This is a genomic window from Nostoc sp. C96 (assembly GCF_059384975.1).
This window is the reverse complement of sequence record NZ_CM182020.1, coordinates 2,800,413-2,817,189: the sequence shown is the minus strand read 5'-3', so window position 1 is coordinate 2,817,189 and position 16,777 is coordinate 2,800,413. Positions and strand designations below refer to the sequence as shown.

Genomic DNA, 16,777 nt, shown 5'->3' with positions numbered 1-16,777 from the left:
TTCTAATATTCTAGTATTTTTTAACCCGATGCTTAACTTTATTAAGTATGAGTTGAAATATTTGCTTTTTGCAAATAGGAAGCTATAAAATATAGTAATAATATAAATGCTGAAAGATTTATCCTAGAATCTTGGTCAGTTATAATATATGGTTTATATTGCGATTATTTACTATCTCTTAAATATCTTAAAACAAATTTTTCAAATAAAGATTTCTCAAATGATTTCAATATTATGGTTAATAGTTTACCAAATGAAATTAACACTGCTCTCATATCTGATTTTGTAATTGATACATTTATGTCTACAATTAATGAGATCACAACAGGCTACCGTAATTTAAATTCTAACCATGAACATCACAGTCAGATACTTCATATCAAACGGATAAAAATATCTGACCAATTACCTAGTTCTAGCATTTATTTTAAGGGATACTCGTATTGCTCTAGTAATAGAAGTATAATTGCATTTGGAAACACAGACAATGAAGCTAGACAGCGAGTAATATCTTCGCTAACACAAATACAGATATTAGAAAACATATCAAATTTGTCTAATATAACTAATGATCAGGTACAGGATTTAACTAAAAATATACGATCAGAAGCAATCTTTCTATATGGATAGCCATCAAGTTCGGTGTACAGGGTGTGTCAGCTTGAGTAACTTATTTAAACACTGAATTATAGTATAGTAAAGTGCGATCGCATCAATAAATGCTGCACGAAAAAGAAGTATCTTCACAGGCGATCTCTCGTTGATAATTAGGTATGGTAAAGTGCGATCGCTTCAATAGATGCTGCACGAGAAAGAAGTATGTTCACAGGCGATCGCATCAATCAATAAAGAGTGAAATTGCTGGAGTGAAAAAGTATTGATATGGGCGCTCGTACCAATGCAATGCGTGTTGCATATTGTTCGATATTATACAATTCTCGTGTTCTGTTAGATTCCTGTGCCTGTACAAAGATATTTTTCATCAACTTGTCAAACAAGCGTAACGTAATATCAACATATTTAATGTGTGTTATACAACCATATAACATGATGAACACTGATAAAGAACAGTATAGCGATTAACTCAATTCAACACGAGTGTACTACTATTTGAAATAGTTGAATATTTCAAATATTATGCGCTTCGCTAATGCTCTCGAAGGTGATTATCCACCAAAGGAATTAGGACTTACGCATTGACAGAAAAGCCAAAATAACGGGTGGAGTTTTCAAGGCTAATAGCTAGATTTTTCAATGAGATTTTAGCGATCGCACTCAATTAAAGGTGATTGATAAGAGCCTGAAACAACGTATTTACGTTAATGCACAAGATAGTTATTTTGTACAGTGCGTAAGTCCTAGGAATATAGAGTTGATCCTCATAACTTTAGTGAAGATGATCTAGCAAAGTTAATTTTTCTCATCTCTAAAAATGCTAATGAAATAGAAATCTATTCTTTTCTTAGGCACAATCTATCTTTATTATCTTTCACGTCGGCTTTCTTTCGTACTGGTCATCACGATAGTTGGATTATTAAACAACCTACAAGTAAAAAAATATAATGACTGATAAAGAACAAAGAGCTTCTGCTAGATTATTAACTGCCTTTAAAAGACGACTTGATTTGCAAATCTGCCTTTTTGAAGAAATAGTATTTGAATATGGTACAGCAGATGCGATCACCGAGGATGATTTTTCGCAAGAGATAGTTGTGCATGATTACGTTTTCTACTGTTTTACAAAAGCTTGTAAATCATTGATGTCTGTCTCGCTACTACTTGACAATAGACTGCCTGAAGATGCCATGATTATTTTACGCAGCGTTTATGAAAGCTATTTACACATTGTATATGTGCTTCAAAATCCTGATCGAATAGATGACTTTGTACAAAAAAAGATTGGTCTTTATACAGGGCGATTGAAACATCCTGTTTCTAAAAAAGGAAATAAGCTGTCTAACCAAGTCATAGATTCTGAAACTGGTGAGATATCAAATTACGGCATAGGTATGTCAACGTTAGTTTACGGAAGTAAGTACCAGTTTGACAAAGAAGTTCATACTGTTATGTTTCCGTTTTTGAGTGAGCATACTCATCCCAATATGATTGCTTCTGGAAATTATCGGGAGGATGATATTTATTACTCATACTGGCAAGCCTCCAATACTTTACAATCTGCGTTTTATGCAGTCTATATAAGTATACTGATTCTAAGTGAAGCTTTAACATTTGAAAAATTAGCGGAGGCAAAAGAAATTAAGTATCAATGTAGGCAAAGTATAAAACTATGTGAGCGGTTTCTTGTTTTAGTAGAGAGTCCACATTCATTTGATTCATTCCCTAATAGTGTACAAAGTAGGCTTGTTGAACTAGCGGAACATTTAAGTAAGCGTAGGTATGCTTATTTAAAGCCTTATCCTCAAAGCAAGTAAGTACATAATTAAGGAATCATACAGGCGATCGCATAAAAATGATTGCTAATGCTGAAGCGGCGGAGGATTCTGAGAGTGAGGAATCGCTAACTGAATCGTTTTTGATAAGCGATCGCTTACACTAAGTTTGTATAAATGTGGCTAAAAGACTGATCTGGCTTTTTCAGACTGAGCCACAACAATTCCATCCCGTTTATTTAATGACTAATTCCTTTCAGCTTCAGCTGTTCAACTCAAATTCTGATGATTTGCCAAAAATTGTTAAAGAAAGAGCAGGAACTTTCACTGACAATATGAAATTACCTATTCATCGGTGGTTTCGTTACTCGGCGGGTTTCTCTGCGGCTTGGGTTGAACAATTAATTAAAGAGTTAGAACCTCAAACTATTCTTGATCCATTTGCAGGTTCCGGTACTGCTTGTATTGTTGCTGATCAGTTGGGTGTTAGTTCTTACGGTGTTGAAGCACATCCTTTTGTTTATCGACTGGCTAAAGGAAAGCTGTCATGGAATGTAGATAGCTATGATTTTTTAGCAGCAATAAATGAAATTAAAGATTTCGCAGCTAATTTAACACTAAAATTACCTGAAAATATTCCCGCCTTATTAAGCAAGTGTTACACAGAAGAAACGCTAATAAATCTCTTAAAAATCAAGCAAGCATATATAGAAATTGCACCAAACTTATCGGAAGATTTACAATCTCTAATTTTTTTGGCAGTCTGCGCTATTTTACGCTCATCCAGCTATGTAGGTACAGCACAATGGCAATACATTCTCCCAAATAAACGGAAAGTCAAAATTTATGAACCTTTTGATGCACTAGATAAGCAAGTTTCTTTGATGCGAGAAGATATGCTATATATGCAGTCTCTTACTAAATTCAGCCGAGCTAACTTGATTCAAGGAGACGCAAGGAATTTAGCAGGTATTCCAGATAATATAATTGATTTAGTTATTACCTCTCCACCCTATGCAAATAATTATGATTACGCAGATGCAACACGTCTCGAAATGACTTTTTGGGGTGAGGTTAATTCTTGGGGAGATTTGCATGACACAGTACGTAAGTTTTTAATCCGCTCAAGTTCACAACACGTTTCTAAAGAGAAACTGAGCTTAGAGGCTCTGATAGCTGAATCTGTTATTGAAGTAATCAAAGATGAACTAATACCTGTTTGTAAAGAGTTAGAAGCAGTTCGAGCAACTAAGGGGGGCAATAAAGCATATCATACAATGATTGCTGCTTATTTTGCTGACATGGCATCTGTATTACACTCTCTGCGTCGAGTTGCAACAGATAATTGTCAAATTTGCATTGTAGTGGGAGATTCAGCGCCTTATGGTGTATATGTTCCTGTTGAAAAGTGGTTAGGTAAATTAGCGATCGCAGCAGGTTTTGATTGCTGGTCTTTTGAACAGATTAGACAACGAAATGTCAAGTGGAAAAACAGAAAACATGATGTTCCACTCCACGAAGGAAGACTTTGGATAGAAAGCAAGATTATGGCACAATCACCATCACATAAATTTGGTCAAGCACTAGGAAAGCTCCTAGAAGATATTGTTCTAGATGATATTCTAAAACCCCGATTACAGCAGTTTGCTCAAACCAAAAATTATTATCTCGATTCGCAAAAAGCGCGTCCAGCGAGAACTGGGAAAAAAGTTACTTGGGAAGATAAATATGGTAACAAACACGATTTAGATTTTGTTATTGAGGTTGATGGTACAGAGGAGAAACTGGGTAGACCAGTTGCATTTATTGAGTCTGCATGGCGGAGATATACAAAACACTCCAAGAACAAGGCTCAAGAAATACAAGGAGCCATCTTACCTATTATTGAACTTCATCATCTGTCAGCACCATTTTACGGAGTTGTGTTAGCTGGCGACTTTACTAAACCAGCACTAGAGCAACTAAAAAATAATGGCTTTGCAGTTATTTATATTCCTTATAAAGATGTAGTTTCAGCGTTCAAATCAATTGATTTCGATGTTGCCTTTGATGAAGATACTGCTGATGAAATTTATTCAACAGCATCAAAGAAATTAGCAAGTCTGAGTAACTTAGATAAAGAGAAACTTAGACAGGCTTTGATGCAAGTGTCTCAAAAAGAAGTAGACACTTTTATGACAACGCTGAGAAACAGTCTTGAGCGTTACATTACTAGAATAGTTATTATGCCACTTTTCGGAGTAAAATATGAGTTTGAGAGTATTGATAATGCAATTCAAGAGTTAAATACACTTGATATTGAAAACCCTGGTGGCAAATTTGAAAGGTTTGAAGTTATTGTTGACTACAACAACAATGATACGATTAGGGCAACCTTCCAAAATAAAAGTGTGCTTGCAGATTTCCTAAGAAAGTTAGAAGATTAATTTGGCTGATAACTTAGTTGAAGAGAACTTTTAACAATTTCTCTTCAACGCGTTAATTGTTGAGTGTAAATTGAATTCAGGCGAGCGCACCTATAGACTTATTCTGGCTATTATTGTCTACTTATTCCAACTTTAAAATTCTCTTGCAACTTCCACATAAATCCAAGTTTTGAGCTTTTGCTTCTTGACTAGTTTTAAAGAATAAAATTTTTTCTCTATGTTCATGTTTTTCGACACGAGGATATTGACTGCAACCATTAGGGAGATGGTAACAGTTTTTTCCATGTCTAGCTCTTACTGGATAATCTTTATAAATAGGATCTTCGTCAACATCCGTACTCAAGTTTCCAATATATGAGTAAACCCAGTTGAGTAAACGTGATGTTTGGTATAAAGTTTTGAGCCTTGGATTCTTTGTCAATTTTTCATCCAAAACTTCTAGCATTTCCTGTATATTCTCTTTGGAAGGCTCTTGAACTATATAAGCAATTAGCAAATCAGTTAAAATTTTTTCAATTCTTTTGAAGCCTTTTTCTCGTCTGATTGCTTCAAGAGTAAAAACTGCATAACAGGAATGCCATACATCTTGAATTGTACTTAATAAGCTATAATATCTTTTCTTAAGAGGTTGTAACCTATCATTAATAATGTCTCTTTGTTCATCTAATTCGCTTAGTTTCCAATCAATTACATCTTTATCGGCTACATTAACGCCTGCTGTAATTAACTCAGTAATTCGTACAAACAGCCAATACTCAGAGTCAAGTTTACTTAATTTTCTAGCTTCTAGCTTATCTCCGGTAGCAATTACTGACTCAGAAGAAGGAATATTATGTAATTTTGATCTGACTTCCTGCCAAATAAAGTTCAGAGATTGATCGAAAGCTTTATTTAACTTCCATTTATGTGTCTGAAACCCACTAAATAAGTAATTGATAAGAGACGTTACTATGCTCCCAGGAAAAGCATGGGTTGCCGTAATTCCCAGAAAAAACCATGTCATCAATACTACAAATAAAAATACTAATGTTTTTATATAATTGCAAAGCTTCCTCCAAAATGAGGTTAATCTTAAGTGTTTAGGAAGCTCTGTTGGTGATGATTCATAATTTGAATTAAAATGTACATGAAGATTATCAGCCCCGAAAGTACTGATTTCCTCCTGCTATATATCCTGTATTCTGTGGCGCATTAATATTTGAGCCAGAGCCATTAGAAATTTGATTCACGTTTCCACTATTGCTATTTCCCTCAATCTCAATCAACTTGGTAACTACACTCTCTAAGTCTTCACGAAAAGCAACATTGTTTGGAGCCTCACTAATAATTGCAGCTTTTAATGCTAGTGGATTTTGTGTAGCTTCCTGAATTTCTTGCCTACCCGCAAAGTGACTGTATATTAAACCAACTAACTTTTGAAGGTAGTCTTTTGCATCCGCCCCCAATTTTTGTAAAGCACCACCTGACACTTGCAATGCAAAATACTCTACAGCCTTAGTTGCCAAAGTTTCTAAAAGCATAAAATTTGGGTAGATGTCTCAGATTAGATATGAACAAGAGCAATGGTTTTTATTATATCTAACTTTTTACGTGCAATGTTGTGATTTTTAGCACAGACTAGTTATAAAAAACTATTCATAGACATTAGTAGAGTATTATTGTGAGCGATCGCCCATATTAATCTAAAAAAATTCAGTTAAAATAGTTTTTTAATTTACATTTTTTTAGTAAACAAAATCTAAGCAAAACCCAAAAGCCCTACCATATAAGAGTTACATTGTCTTAAGCAGCAAAAATATATTGTTCCTACATAACCCTAAAACCTGCATTTAGGCTAAAAATAGACTCTTTTTTCTCCCTTCACAAGAAAATCTTGATATACCTGACATATTCGCCCCATTGCCAAGTTCGGAGTAATCCCAAGAGTGCATTTGACGGAAGGGTAGACCCATCTTTTGGAAGGCGTACTTCTCTTTAATACCAGAAGCGATTAAATCAGGCTTCTTAGCTTTAACGAATTCCTCGAATTCGTAGGCGGTAACGTCATCGTAAATGATGGTGGCGTTATCGATATAGTGGGTGGTACGTTTGTAGTCGTCGTTGTGAGCGAATTCGTAGCCTGTACCGACAACTTTGATACCCAAATCTTCAAAAGCGGGAACAACGTGACGAGGACGTAGACCACCTACGTACAACATTACGGTGTTACCTTCCAAGCGAGGACGATACTTTTCAAGTACCGCATTCATCACTGGTGTGTACTTAGCGATGACTTTCTCAGCGTTTTCTTGAATCTTAGAGTCAAATTTAGCGGCGATTTCGCGTAAAGATGCAGCAATCTTGGTGGGGCCGAAGAAGTTGAATTCCATCCAAGGCATACCGTATTGTTCTTCCAAACTACGGCAGATGTAGTTCATAGAACGGTAGCAGTGGATCAGAACTAATTTAGCAGCAGGGCCTTGAATCAACTCGTTCAGTGTACCGTCACCAGACCACTGAGCAACAACACGCAAGCCCATTTCTTCTAATAACATCCGGCTGGCCCAAGCGTCACCACCGATATTGTAGTCACCGATTAGGGCTACGTCGTAGGGGCTTGGCTCGAAGTCGATTGTGTTGTTTTTCTTAGCCTTGTCAAATTCAGGGAAAATCCAGTCACGGATAGCATCGTTAGCGATGTGGTGTCCTAAAGACTGGGATACACCACGGAAACCTTCGCAACGTAGGGGTACAACTGGTTTACCATATTGCTTAGAAGCTTTTTTAGCTACAGCTTCGATGTCATCCCCAATTAGACCGATGGGACATTCAGATTGAATGGAAACACCACGGTTTAGAGGGAAGAGAATTTCTAGTTCGTCGATGATTTTGGTGAGTTTTTTGTCACCACCGAATACGATGTCGCGTTCTTGGAAGTCGGAGGTGAAGTGCATGGTACCAAAGGAGTTGATACCTGTGATACCTACATAGTAGTTACGACGACCAGACCAAGACCAGTAACCGCAACCTACTGGGCCGTGGCTGATGTGGATCATGTCCTTAATAGGGCCCCAAACCACACCTTTAGAACCTGCATAAGCACAACCACGGGCGGTCATTACACCAGGAATAGATTTGATGTTAGACTTAACGCCGCAATCGGACTTGCTTTCTTCGTGGACGTTGAGGTGTTTTTCGCGTTTTTTGCGAGCTTTTTCGGGGTAAGCTTGCAGAACTTCTTTAATAAGTTCCTTATTTTCATCTACAAGATTTTGGTTTTCTGGAGGTGTCATAGTCTGCCTCGGTTACTGTTAAGGATGGGGAAATTTAGGGAAAAAAGGGAGAGGAGAAGGATGAAGGTTGAAGGCTAAAGGATCAAAGCTGAAGGTTAAAAGATGAAATATTTGAGATTTCAGACTTTACACTTCATACTTCACACTTCATACTTCATACTTTCCTTGTCTCCCAATTAGGGAATTACCTACTTGGTAGCTTCTGCGGGCTTACCGATGATTTCTGCGTGCTTGGAATCATCATCGAGGATACCGTATTCAATCAACAGTGCTTCTAATTCATCCATTTCAATTGGTGTAGGAATGGTGAGTTTGTCGTTGTTGATGATCTTCTTAGCTAATTCACGGTATTCATTACCTTGGTTGCTGTCTGGTGCGTACTCGTTAACGGTCATCCGACGCAATTCAGCGTGTTGAACGATGTTGTCACGAGGTACGAAGTGAATCATTTGGGTGTTCAACCGTTTTGCCAAGGTTTCGATGAGTTCGTGTTCCCGGTCTGTCTTACGGCTGTTACAAATCAAACCACCTAAGCGTACACCACCGGAGTGAGCGTATTTCAAAATACCACGAGCGATGTTGTTTGCAGCGTACATCGCCATCATTTCACCAGAGGTAACGATGTAGATTTCTTGTGCTTTACCTTCACGGATAGGCATAGCAAAACCACCGCACACAACGTCTCCCAATACGTCGTAGGATACGAAGTCTAGGTCTTGGTAAGCACCGTTTTCTTCCAAGAAGTTAATAGCGGTGATAATACCACGACCAGCGCAACCTACACCGGGTTCTGGGCCACCAGATTCTACGCACTTAACACCACGGAAACCGGTGAGCATTACTTCTTCGAGTTCTAGGTCTTCTACTGCACCGCGTTCAGCAGCTAAGTGTAATACGGTGGTTTGTGCTTTGGCGTGGAGCATCAAACGGGTGGAGTCTGCTTTAGGGTCGCAACCTACGATCATGATGCGTTGACCCATTTCTGCCATAGCTGCCAGGGTGTTTTGGGAGGTGGTAGATTTACCAATACCACCTTTACCATAGAAAGCTATCTGTCTAATTTTTTCGTCAGTCATGGTTCTCTTTTCCTAGAATTGGTTGGTTTAGTGGGTCTTTGGGTTTTTTTGAGAATCTCACGCCTGTTGAGCTATGGCTGTGAGGGGTTTGTAGAACGTCGCTTAGGCACACGCCGGGGGCGATCGCTCTACAGCAAAATTGGTGGATATTGGTGTCATAATGATTCGGGGTTAAAATTTTATTTAGCCTTTGTCATTTGTTGTTTATTAGGCAAATGACAAAGTAATTACACACTTTACAAATACGCCATAATCTGGAGAAACTGGGAACGTTAGGTAAGACTTGACTTAGCTATTAGTCAGCTATCAATGCGTCAGTCCGATTACTTGTTCAAAATAGCTCCCTTCAAGCTGGAAACGCGATCTAACGCAGCTTTGGTGTCTTCTGCTGATGCTCCACCTACAGCCATAGCCTCAGTTAAGTGTTTGGCGATCGCATCAAAGTGTGGTTCCTGTAGACTCATACCTGTGTGTGTTTTGTCCATTGGGCGACCAGTGTATTGCTTTGGCCCCTCAAATATCAGAGAGAAGAATGCAATTTGATGAGCGCGCTGTTTCGCCATATCTGTGTTAGCGAAAAATGGTTTGAGGGTGTTGTCTGCCAAGATGCGTTTGTGTAAGTCATCAACTATTTTCTCAATAGTCGGTTGTCCGCCAAGTTTGTCATACAATGTTGCACTCATATCCTTTTCCTTTGAAGCGTGTTGGATATTGAAATTGCAGGTAGGCGTTGAATATCTTTGCCTATGTGCTGTTAGCTGTTTGTCGTCAGTAGGAATAAAACATTGATGGGAAAACAATCGTATCGGTTAAATCCTACTTTCTGTTCTTGGCTGTTGCACATTAGGGTGTATTTGTACTGTGGGTAAAACTGAGAGCTATAGCTCAACTGCTTGTACTACGATATCTTTGCTGATGCGATCGCGCAGTCTGGATTCAATCGCTATCTTTAAGGTGGCGGTGCTGCTAGAACAAGAACCACAAGCACCTTTGAGGATGACTTTAACTGTATTTCCTTCTATGTCGTACAGTTCTACATCTCCACCGTCAGCAATCAGGACGGGTCTTACTTCTTCGTCGAGAACTTTTTGAATTAAGGCAATCTTTTGGACGTTGGTCAGTGGTCTTGTGGCTGTAGCTATCTGACCAGAGTTAAGAATTTCTGCTGTTTTTATGCCGTTATTTGCGTTTTTAGTGGTTGTGGCGACTTCCTGCTCTACATCTTTAATAATATCATCAATTTTTGTTAAACAGGAACCGCATCCGCCACCAGCTTTGACATAATTTGTTACCTGCTCCGCAGTAGTAAGGTTATTTTCTTTCACTACGCGGCGAATTTTTGTATCAGTGATACCAAAGCAGGAGCAAATTAACACGCCTTCGTCATCGTCGTCATGGGCAGCCAGAGGAATGCCACGATAGTTATAGATTGCGGCTTCTAGGGCTTCTTGACCCATAACTGAGCAGTGCATTTTGGCTTCGGGTAAACCGCCGAGGTAATTTGCAATATCTTTATTAGATACCTTCAAGGCTTCATCTAAAGTTAAACCTTTAACCATTTCGGTCAATGCACTAGAAGAAGCGATCGCACTAGTACAACCAAAGGTTTGGAAGCGGGCATCAAGAATTTTATCAGATTCTACTTCGACTTTTAGGTGCAGTCTCAAAGCGTCTCCGCAAGAAATGCTGCCGACTTCTCCCGTTGCAACCTTAACTCCAGATTCGCCCGTTTCTTCAATCGTTCCCTGATTCTTGGGATCGTAAAATAGTTCTAATACTTTATCTGTGTAGTCCCACATGAATTTTGTCCTTTGTTATTTGTCCTTTGTCATTTGTGATTTGCCCTTGGTCATTTGTGCCTAATGACTAATAATGACCAATGACGAATAACCATTGACTAATGACTGTTGACTAATGACTGCGATTGCAACCAACCTGCGTCGTCGTTTTTGAATGGCGACAGAGCGCGGAGACGTTCTACAATTTCGGGCATAACTTCAATGACGCGATCGATTTCAGCGTCGGTGGTGTAGCGGCAAAGACTGAAGCGAATGGAACCATGTAAGGTGGTGTATGGTAAACCCATTGCCCGGAGAACGTGCGATGGTTCGAGTGAACCGGAGGTGCAAGCGGAACCAGATGAGGCACAGATACCGTATTTATTTAACAAAAGCAGGATTGCTTCACCCTCGATATATTTAAAACCGATGTTGGTGGTGTTGGGCAATCTGTTCTTAGTATCGCCGTTAACTTCACAATCAGGGATTTTTGCGAGGAGAGTTTGTTCCAGGCGATCGCGCAACTGTCTTTCTCTCTTAGTTGCTTCTTCTAAATGCAGCAATTCCAATTCGGCTGCTTTACCTAAACCAACGATACCAGGAACATTCTCTGTACCCGCACGGCGACCGCGTTCTTGGTGTCCACCAATCAACAGCGGCCGGAATCTCACGCCCCGACGCACATACAACGCGCCAATACCTTTGGGTGCGTGAATCTTATGACCAGACATAGTTAGCATATCTATTGTGCTGGTCTTCATGTTCAGGGGAATTTTACCCACTGCTTGCACTGCATCTACGTGGAACAGTGCGCCGCTTTCTTTGACGCGTAATCCAATCTGCTCAATTGGAAAAATTGTGCCTGTCTCGTTGTTAGCATACATAATGCTTACCAAGGCGGTGTTCCCTGTCAGCGAGGCTTCTAGTTCATCTAGATCCAACTGCCCCTGGCTATTTACTGAAAGATAAGTAACACTGTAACCTTGGGTTTCTAGTTGTTTGCAGACATTCAGCACCGCCGGATGTTCTACCTGGGTAGTGATGATGTGGCGTTTTTCTGGCTGGGCTAACAAAGCGGCGCGAATGGCTGCATTATCTCCCTCGGTTCCACAACTAGTAAAAACAATTTCTGATTCATCTGCACCGAGGAGGGCGGCTAGTTGTTCCCTGGCTGTTTTCACTGCTTTAGCCAGTTGCCCGCCAAAGGTGTGCATACTTGAGGGGTTGGCGTAATATTCGGTTAAGTAAGGCATCATTGCCTCTAAAACCTGTGGGTCTACCTTAGTAGTCGCATTATTGTCTAGATAAATGACGCTCATTCTTATACCCCTAATATTTCACCCTGATGCTTTTGCAATTGTTCAGAGAACTTCTGAGAATAGAAGTATTTGCTATCTAATATAATTGAAAGTCGTATCTATGCCTTGTTATGGAAAGTTGGGGTTATGCCAGAGTCAGCGGTGAAGAACAACAAACAGATAAAGGTGCGTTGCGTAAACAAATAGAACGCTTGCGTGGTGTTGGATGTTCCAAAGTGTACTGGGATATTCAATCACGGACAACTGAAGTTAGGGAAGGGTTACAACAATTAATTAATGATTTAAAGACATCGCCAAAAGGTAAGGTTAAATCACTGCAATTTACCCGAATTGACCGGATTGGCTCATCATCGCGGTTGTTTTATTCCTTGTTGGAGGTATTGCGTTCTAAGGGAATTAAATTAATAGCTCTAGACCAAGGAGTTGACCCTGATAGTTTGGGTGGAGAATTAACAATAGATATGTTGCTGGCGGCTGCCAAATTCGAGGTCAGAATGGTGACAGAGAGATTAAAGAGTGAACGTCGTCATCGGGTAAACCAAGGAAAAAGTCACCGAGTTGCCCCATTAGGATATCGTATCAACAAAGATAAATATGTCTGCGATCTCTCACCATGCGTTTGCTTATTAGAAGGACGCAGAGAATTAACTGTATCTGATGTGGCGAGATATATTTTCAATACTTTTTTTGAGTGTGGTTCAGTGGCGGCGACTGTGCGTAAACTGCACGCAGATTTCGGTATTGAAACAAAAGCTTTTGATTGGAACAAGGCGGAAACATCTTCACGGATTGTTAGTGATGATGACTTAGATAAAATTGTCTTTACACCAAATAAAGTTAACCACCCCTTGCGTTATCCGTGGTCTGGACTAAGATGGTCGATTGCAGGTTTAAAGGCATTATTAGTCAACCCTGTTTATGCAGGGGGTCTACCTTATGATACTTACGTTAAGTCAAAGGGAAAACGCAAACACTTTGACGAGTGGAAGGTAAAATGGGGAACCCACGACGATGAGGCAATCATCACCTACGATGAACATGAACGAGTAAAACAGATTATCAGAGAAAATCGTAATAACCGATGGGCTTCCAGAGACGAGAACGAAGTGAACCCGTTTTCTAATTTAATCAAATGCGCTCATTGTGGTGGTTCGATGACGCGCCATGCAAAACGAGTAAATAAAGATGGAGAAGTCATTTATTATTATCAGTGCAGGTTGTATAAAGCTGGCAATTGTAGTAATAAAAATATGATTTCATCCAAAATATTAGATATCCAAGTAGTAGATTTCTTAGCTAAAGAAGCCGAACGGTTAGCAAGCTTTGTTGATACAGATGAGCAAGTTCCTGTAGAGGAACCCGCAGAAGTAAAAACCCTGCGTGCATCGCTGAATACACTGGAAACTTTACCACCAAGTTCAGCAATTGAACAAATAAAAAATGACCTCAAAGAACAGATTGCGATCGCGCTTGGAACAACACATAATGCAGCTAAAGAATCCCTAATTGCTAAGGAACGAATTATACAGGCTTTTTCTAATAAAAGTTATTGGCAAGGACTGAAAGCACAAGATAAGCGATTAATACTCAATGGCTGCGTAAAAAAAATATTTGTAGATGGCCACTTCATTACAGCCATTGAGTATCGTTACTAAGCAGTTTTGTTTTTGGACTTTGTTTTTTGTTCTGGAATAGCCGAGGTAGATTGTAGCTCGGCTTTACGTTTTTCCCATTCTAAAACTGTGCGAATTACAACTTGTGACCAAGATTCGTAAGCCATAAGCACCATTATTAGTTAATATGAGGATAGCGAAATTTGCAATTTTTTTTGTTCATGGCAAGCAACCACTCGAAATCAAAATGTTTTGCAAGAACAAAATGTAGTAGGTTTAATTTATAAAAGAAGTGGTGTTGCAAAATTTGACAAAGATATGCAAGTTTGATGGAGAATTAAGTCTTATGCAGCAACTTCAAACAAATTGGTAACAAATTGTACTTTAACCACTATATTAATCAAGTGTTTTAGCCACATTATCAGAAGATTTGAGGCCTTGTAACTCTTGAAAGCTCAAAGAGTACAATTTATTCATTTTTTGCTTAACTAATCCTAAAAACTCTTGGAACTGAGGACAAGATTGACAATTTGGCTGATGACCTGGAATTAAACATTCACACACAAGCCGTGGTCTTTCAACAAAAGTGCGATCGCAGTCATAACATAAATATTTTTGTACGCCATTAGGTTTACCATTTTTCCCAAGTTTAGTGGAACTGCATCTAGGACATTCAATACCATAGGTTTTAGGCTGTGGTTGCCATTCCTGTAGAGCTTGTTGCATAGCAACTTCACATCTAAGTTTATTTAAATCAAAAATTTTTTGAGTATTCATAAGCCCAAATTAGAATAAACGTTCAAATTTTGAGAGTGACTTCTTTAACTTCTTTGTTCTGCACAGTGATCCTATGGACAATCTGCTGAAAAATTTTGACCTTATCATCAGGAGAAAGTGTGTGCCAGATTGCCAAATTATTTCCTGCACGAATAATTTCTTCCGTACTCTTATTCAAAATAGAATCAGAGTTAAAAGGATTAATTTCCTCCTCAATTTGCTGACGAACTTTAGCCTTGAGGTTTTCTAAGTCTGGATCAAAACCCGGAATTCTGTCGAGAGCATCTAGCCTTGACTCCAATTCCTTCAACTTCTCTGACTTTTCCTGTGGTATTGCAGATTGTTCTGGCTCACTTGTGAAAGTCTGAGAACGTTGAACTAAAGTCTGAATTAGAGCATACTCAATATTTTGTTTCCGGGTGGATATTAGATTTTTACATCCCATCCCTGCGTATCTACAGGCAAAATAATAATACTTGCCTCCGTCTCTGCGTTTAGCACTTTTAGTAATGCATTTAGAACCACATTCAGCACAGAAAACAAGCCCACTTTGATAGGCATATTCTCGATATGAATTAGTTCCATTGAGTTCTGGATTTGTGATTGGCCCTTTCTTGTTATTAAACTTGAGTATGCGCTGAATTTCTAAGTATTCTTCATCGGTAAGGAGTCTGTGTTCGGGATGCGTATTATAGATAAATTCCCAGTTTTCGCGCTGATTCTTCTTTCTTTTACCTTTTCCTAGATTAATTCGTTGCAGATAGGCAGTATGACCACATAACACCGGATTACTCAACCACCAAATAAACCCTGTAACTGTCCAATGAAATTTACCATCACTACCATTTCTCCGATAATTAATTTTAGCTAAACCATATTTTTGAAATATGCTTTTTAAAGCCCTAGTAGCTCCTTTAACCTGTAAAAAAATATCAACGCAATCTCTGGCTATATCCTTAACAGTTAAAGCATTTAACTTAGTTAAATCTGTTTCATTATAGAGTTCTAGATAATTAGATGGTCTATTGGATATTAAACAAAGAAATGGACTATTATTAAGTTGATATTTATCATTCACAGTTCTATAAGCCCAAGGATAAGAGTCACTAGCGGCTTTTTGATCGCGACGGTATTTTTTACCATGACGTACTCTTTCCGATAAAAGGTCAGTTTCCCATTCGGCAAGAGAACCTAATAAATTCAGCATTAATTTGCCTTGGGATGTGGTCAAATCAATTTCTTGATCTAAAACTTGGAAATTTACTCCAGTAGTTACAAAATTTTCTATACATTCTCGTAACTTTGGTAAAGACCGCGCAATTCTATCTATTCTAGTGATGATGACTTCATCGATATTGCCTTCGCTAATGGATTTCATTAATTCTTTCAAAGCAGGTCTGTTATCCCTGCTACCAGATTGAATGTCTTGGAAAATTTTTGTTGCTCCTGCTGCTTTTAGTCTTGCTATTTGTTGTTCTAAAGCATGAGAGTCAACAGCTTGTTCACGAGAAGAAACTCTAGCATAACCGACAATTTTTTTGTCGTTTTCTAATTTAATTACCATTCTTAACCTCCCTAATTCAATAAGTTAATTCTTTAATATGTTCATATTGAGATGTGAAAATATTATCAAATTTTTGTGCATATCTGCTGCCTGCCGGGTATGCACAAAGTTAGTTAAAATGACATAAAAAAGTAAGGTTTTATTACAAATAATATATAGTTGAGTCATATTTTTATCTTTCAATTTATCGCCAATAAAAACATAAATAACACTTTGTCTAATGCCAAATAACCATGTTTAACCTATCCAAAGTTCATGAAAATTTGTCACAAGTATTTATGGCACTAAAATCTTCAATGAATTTGAGATTTCTTCAAATTATTGTTGGCTTACCAAAAAAGCCAGGGATGTTAGTCCCTGGCTTAGGTTGATTATTTAGTTGTTATTTTTCAAGTTTTAATTTCATCTACAATGATAACTGCATAGTTAATCGAAATGTCAAGAGTAACTTCAAAAAAGGGTAAATTATGCTTCGAGTTGCAGCAGTTAGTATTGAAAGAAGCTTACACTGATGGCACTCCTGACTTTGCTCAGAAAAAGATTAACAATGAATTGCTTCTCT

Annotated in this window: 14 protein-coding genes; 4 read left to right on the top strand and 10 right to left on the bottom strand. The window is 38.4% G+C overall.

Translation table 11 applies throughout. The features are described from left to right. Nucleotides 1-1,562 precede the first annotated feature (1,562 nt). Together AC504W_RS12085 and AC504W_RS12080 are read left to right on the top strand one after the other, a co-directional pair. Nucleotides 1,563-2,432: a DUF5677 domain-containing protein gene (locus AC504W_RS12085; RefSeq protein WP_494877915.1), complete on the top strand. Its 870-nt coding sequence runs from the start codon at nt 1,563-1,565 to the stop codon at nt 2,430-2,432. Nucleotides 2,433-2,632: 200 nt separating this feature from the next. After that, nucleotides 2,633-4,816, top strand: a complete 2,184-nt coding sequence (locus AC504W_RS12080; protein WP_494877914.1) for a DNA methyltransferase — start codon at nt 2,633-2,635, stop codon at nt 4,814-4,816. Between the two features lie 121 nt (nt 4,817-4,937). Here the strand turns inward: AC504W_RS12080 and AC504W_RS12075 are convergent, their stop codons facing one another. The 4 genes from AC504W_RS12075 to nifH all read right to left on the bottom strand — a co-directional run bounded on the left by AC504W_RS12075 (nt 4,938) and on the right by nifH (nt 9,164). Further along, a complete protein-coding gene (locus AC504W_RS12075) occupies nt 4,938-5,819 on the bottom strand; it encodes a hypothetical protein (protein WP_494877913.1) in 882 nt (293 codons plus the stop codon). A 133-nt stretch (nt 5,820-5,952) separates the two neighbouring features. Beyond that, complete coding sequence (locus tag AC504W_RS12070) at nt 5,953-6,336, bottom strand: hypothetical protein (RefSeq protein WP_494877912.1); 384 nt, start codon at nt 6,334-6,336, stop codon at nt 5,953-5,955. A gap of 309 nt (nt 6,337-6,645) precedes the next feature. Then, nucleotides 6,646-8,088 carry a nitrogenase molybdenum-iron protein alpha chain gene (nifD, locus tag AC504W_RS12065; RefSeq protein WP_494877911.1) on the bottom strand — a complete coding sequence of 481 codons (1,443 nt, stop codon included), beginning with the start codon at nt 8,086-8,088 and terminating at the stop codon, nt 6,646-6,648. A gap of 188 nt (nt 8,089-8,276) precedes the next feature. Then, a complete protein-coding gene (gene nifH / locus AC504W_RS12060; protein ID WP_096576486.1) occupies nt 8,277-9,164 on the bottom strand; it encodes a nitrogenase iron protein in 888 nt (295 codons plus the stop codon). A 48-nt stretch (nt 9,165-9,212) separates the two neighbouring features. Between nifH and AC504W_RS12055 the strand changes: the two genes are divergently transcribed. After that, a complete protein-coding gene (locus AC504W_RS12055) occupies nt 9,213-9,383 on the top strand; it encodes a hypothetical protein (protein WP_494877910.1) in 171 nt (56 codons plus the stop codon). Nucleotides 9,384-9,487: 104 nt separating this feature from the next. Here the strand turns inward: AC504W_RS12055 and AC504W_RS12050 are convergent, their stop codons facing one another. From AC504W_RS12050 to nifS, 3 genes are all read right to left on the bottom strand, one after another. Then, nucleotides 9,488-9,847: a group I truncated hemoglobin gene (locus AC504W_RS12050; RefSeq protein WP_494877909.1), complete on the bottom strand. Its 360-nt coding sequence runs from the start codon at nt 9,845-9,847 to the stop codon at nt 9,488-9,490. Between the two features lie 195 nt (nt 9,848-10,042). Further along, complete coding sequence (gene nifU, locus AC504W_RS12045) at nt 10,043-10,963, bottom strand: Fe-S cluster assembly protein NifU (RefSeq protein ID WP_494877908.1); 921 nt, start codon at nt 10,961-10,963, stop codon at nt 10,043-10,045. Between the two features lie 98 nt (nt 10,964-11,061). Then, entirely contained in the window at nt 11,062-12,261 is a 1,200-nt protein-coding gene (nifS, locus tag AC504W_RS12040) for a cysteine desulfurase NifS (protein ID WP_494877907.1), read from the bottom strand. A 110-nt stretch (nt 12,262-12,371) separates the two neighbouring features. Between nifS and xisF (AC504W_RS12035) the strand changes: the two genes are divergently transcribed. Further along, nucleotides 12,372-13,916 carry a fdxN element excision recombinase XisF gene (gene xisF, locus AC504W_RS12035; RefSeq protein ID WP_494877906.1) on the top strand — a complete coding sequence of 515 codons (1,545 nt, stop codon included), beginning with the start codon at nt 12,372-12,374 and terminating at the stop codon, nt 13,914-13,916. On the opposite strand, the gene AC504W_RS12030 is transcribed toward xisF (AC504W_RS12035), so the two are convergent. The 3 genes from AC504W_RS12030 to xisF (AC504W_RS12020) all read right to left on the bottom strand — a co-directional run bounded on the left by AC504W_RS12030 (nt 13,913) and on the right by xisF (AC504W_RS12020) (nt 16,215). Further along, nucleotides 13,913-14,041, bottom strand: a complete 129-nt coding sequence (locus tag AC504W_RS12030; protein ID WP_277883411.1) for a hypothetical protein — start codon at nt 14,039-14,041, stop codon at nt 13,913-13,915. The genes xisF (AC504W_RS12035) and AC504W_RS12030 overlap by 4 nt on opposite strands. A gap of 229 nt (nt 14,042-14,270) precedes the next feature. Continuing rightward, nucleotides 14,271-14,651: a transposase gene (locus AC504W_RS12025; RefSeq protein ID WP_494877905.1), complete on the bottom strand. Its 381-nt coding sequence runs from the start codon at nt 14,649-14,651 to the stop codon at nt 14,271-14,273. 22 nt (nt 14,652-14,673) lie between these two features. Next, complete coding sequence (gene xisF / locus AC504W_RS12020) at nt 14,674-16,215, bottom strand: fdxN element excision recombinase XisF (RefSeq protein ID WP_494877904.1); 1,542 nt, start codon at nt 16,213-16,215, stop codon at nt 14,674-14,676. Nucleotides 16,216-16,777: the final 562 nt, after the last annotated feature.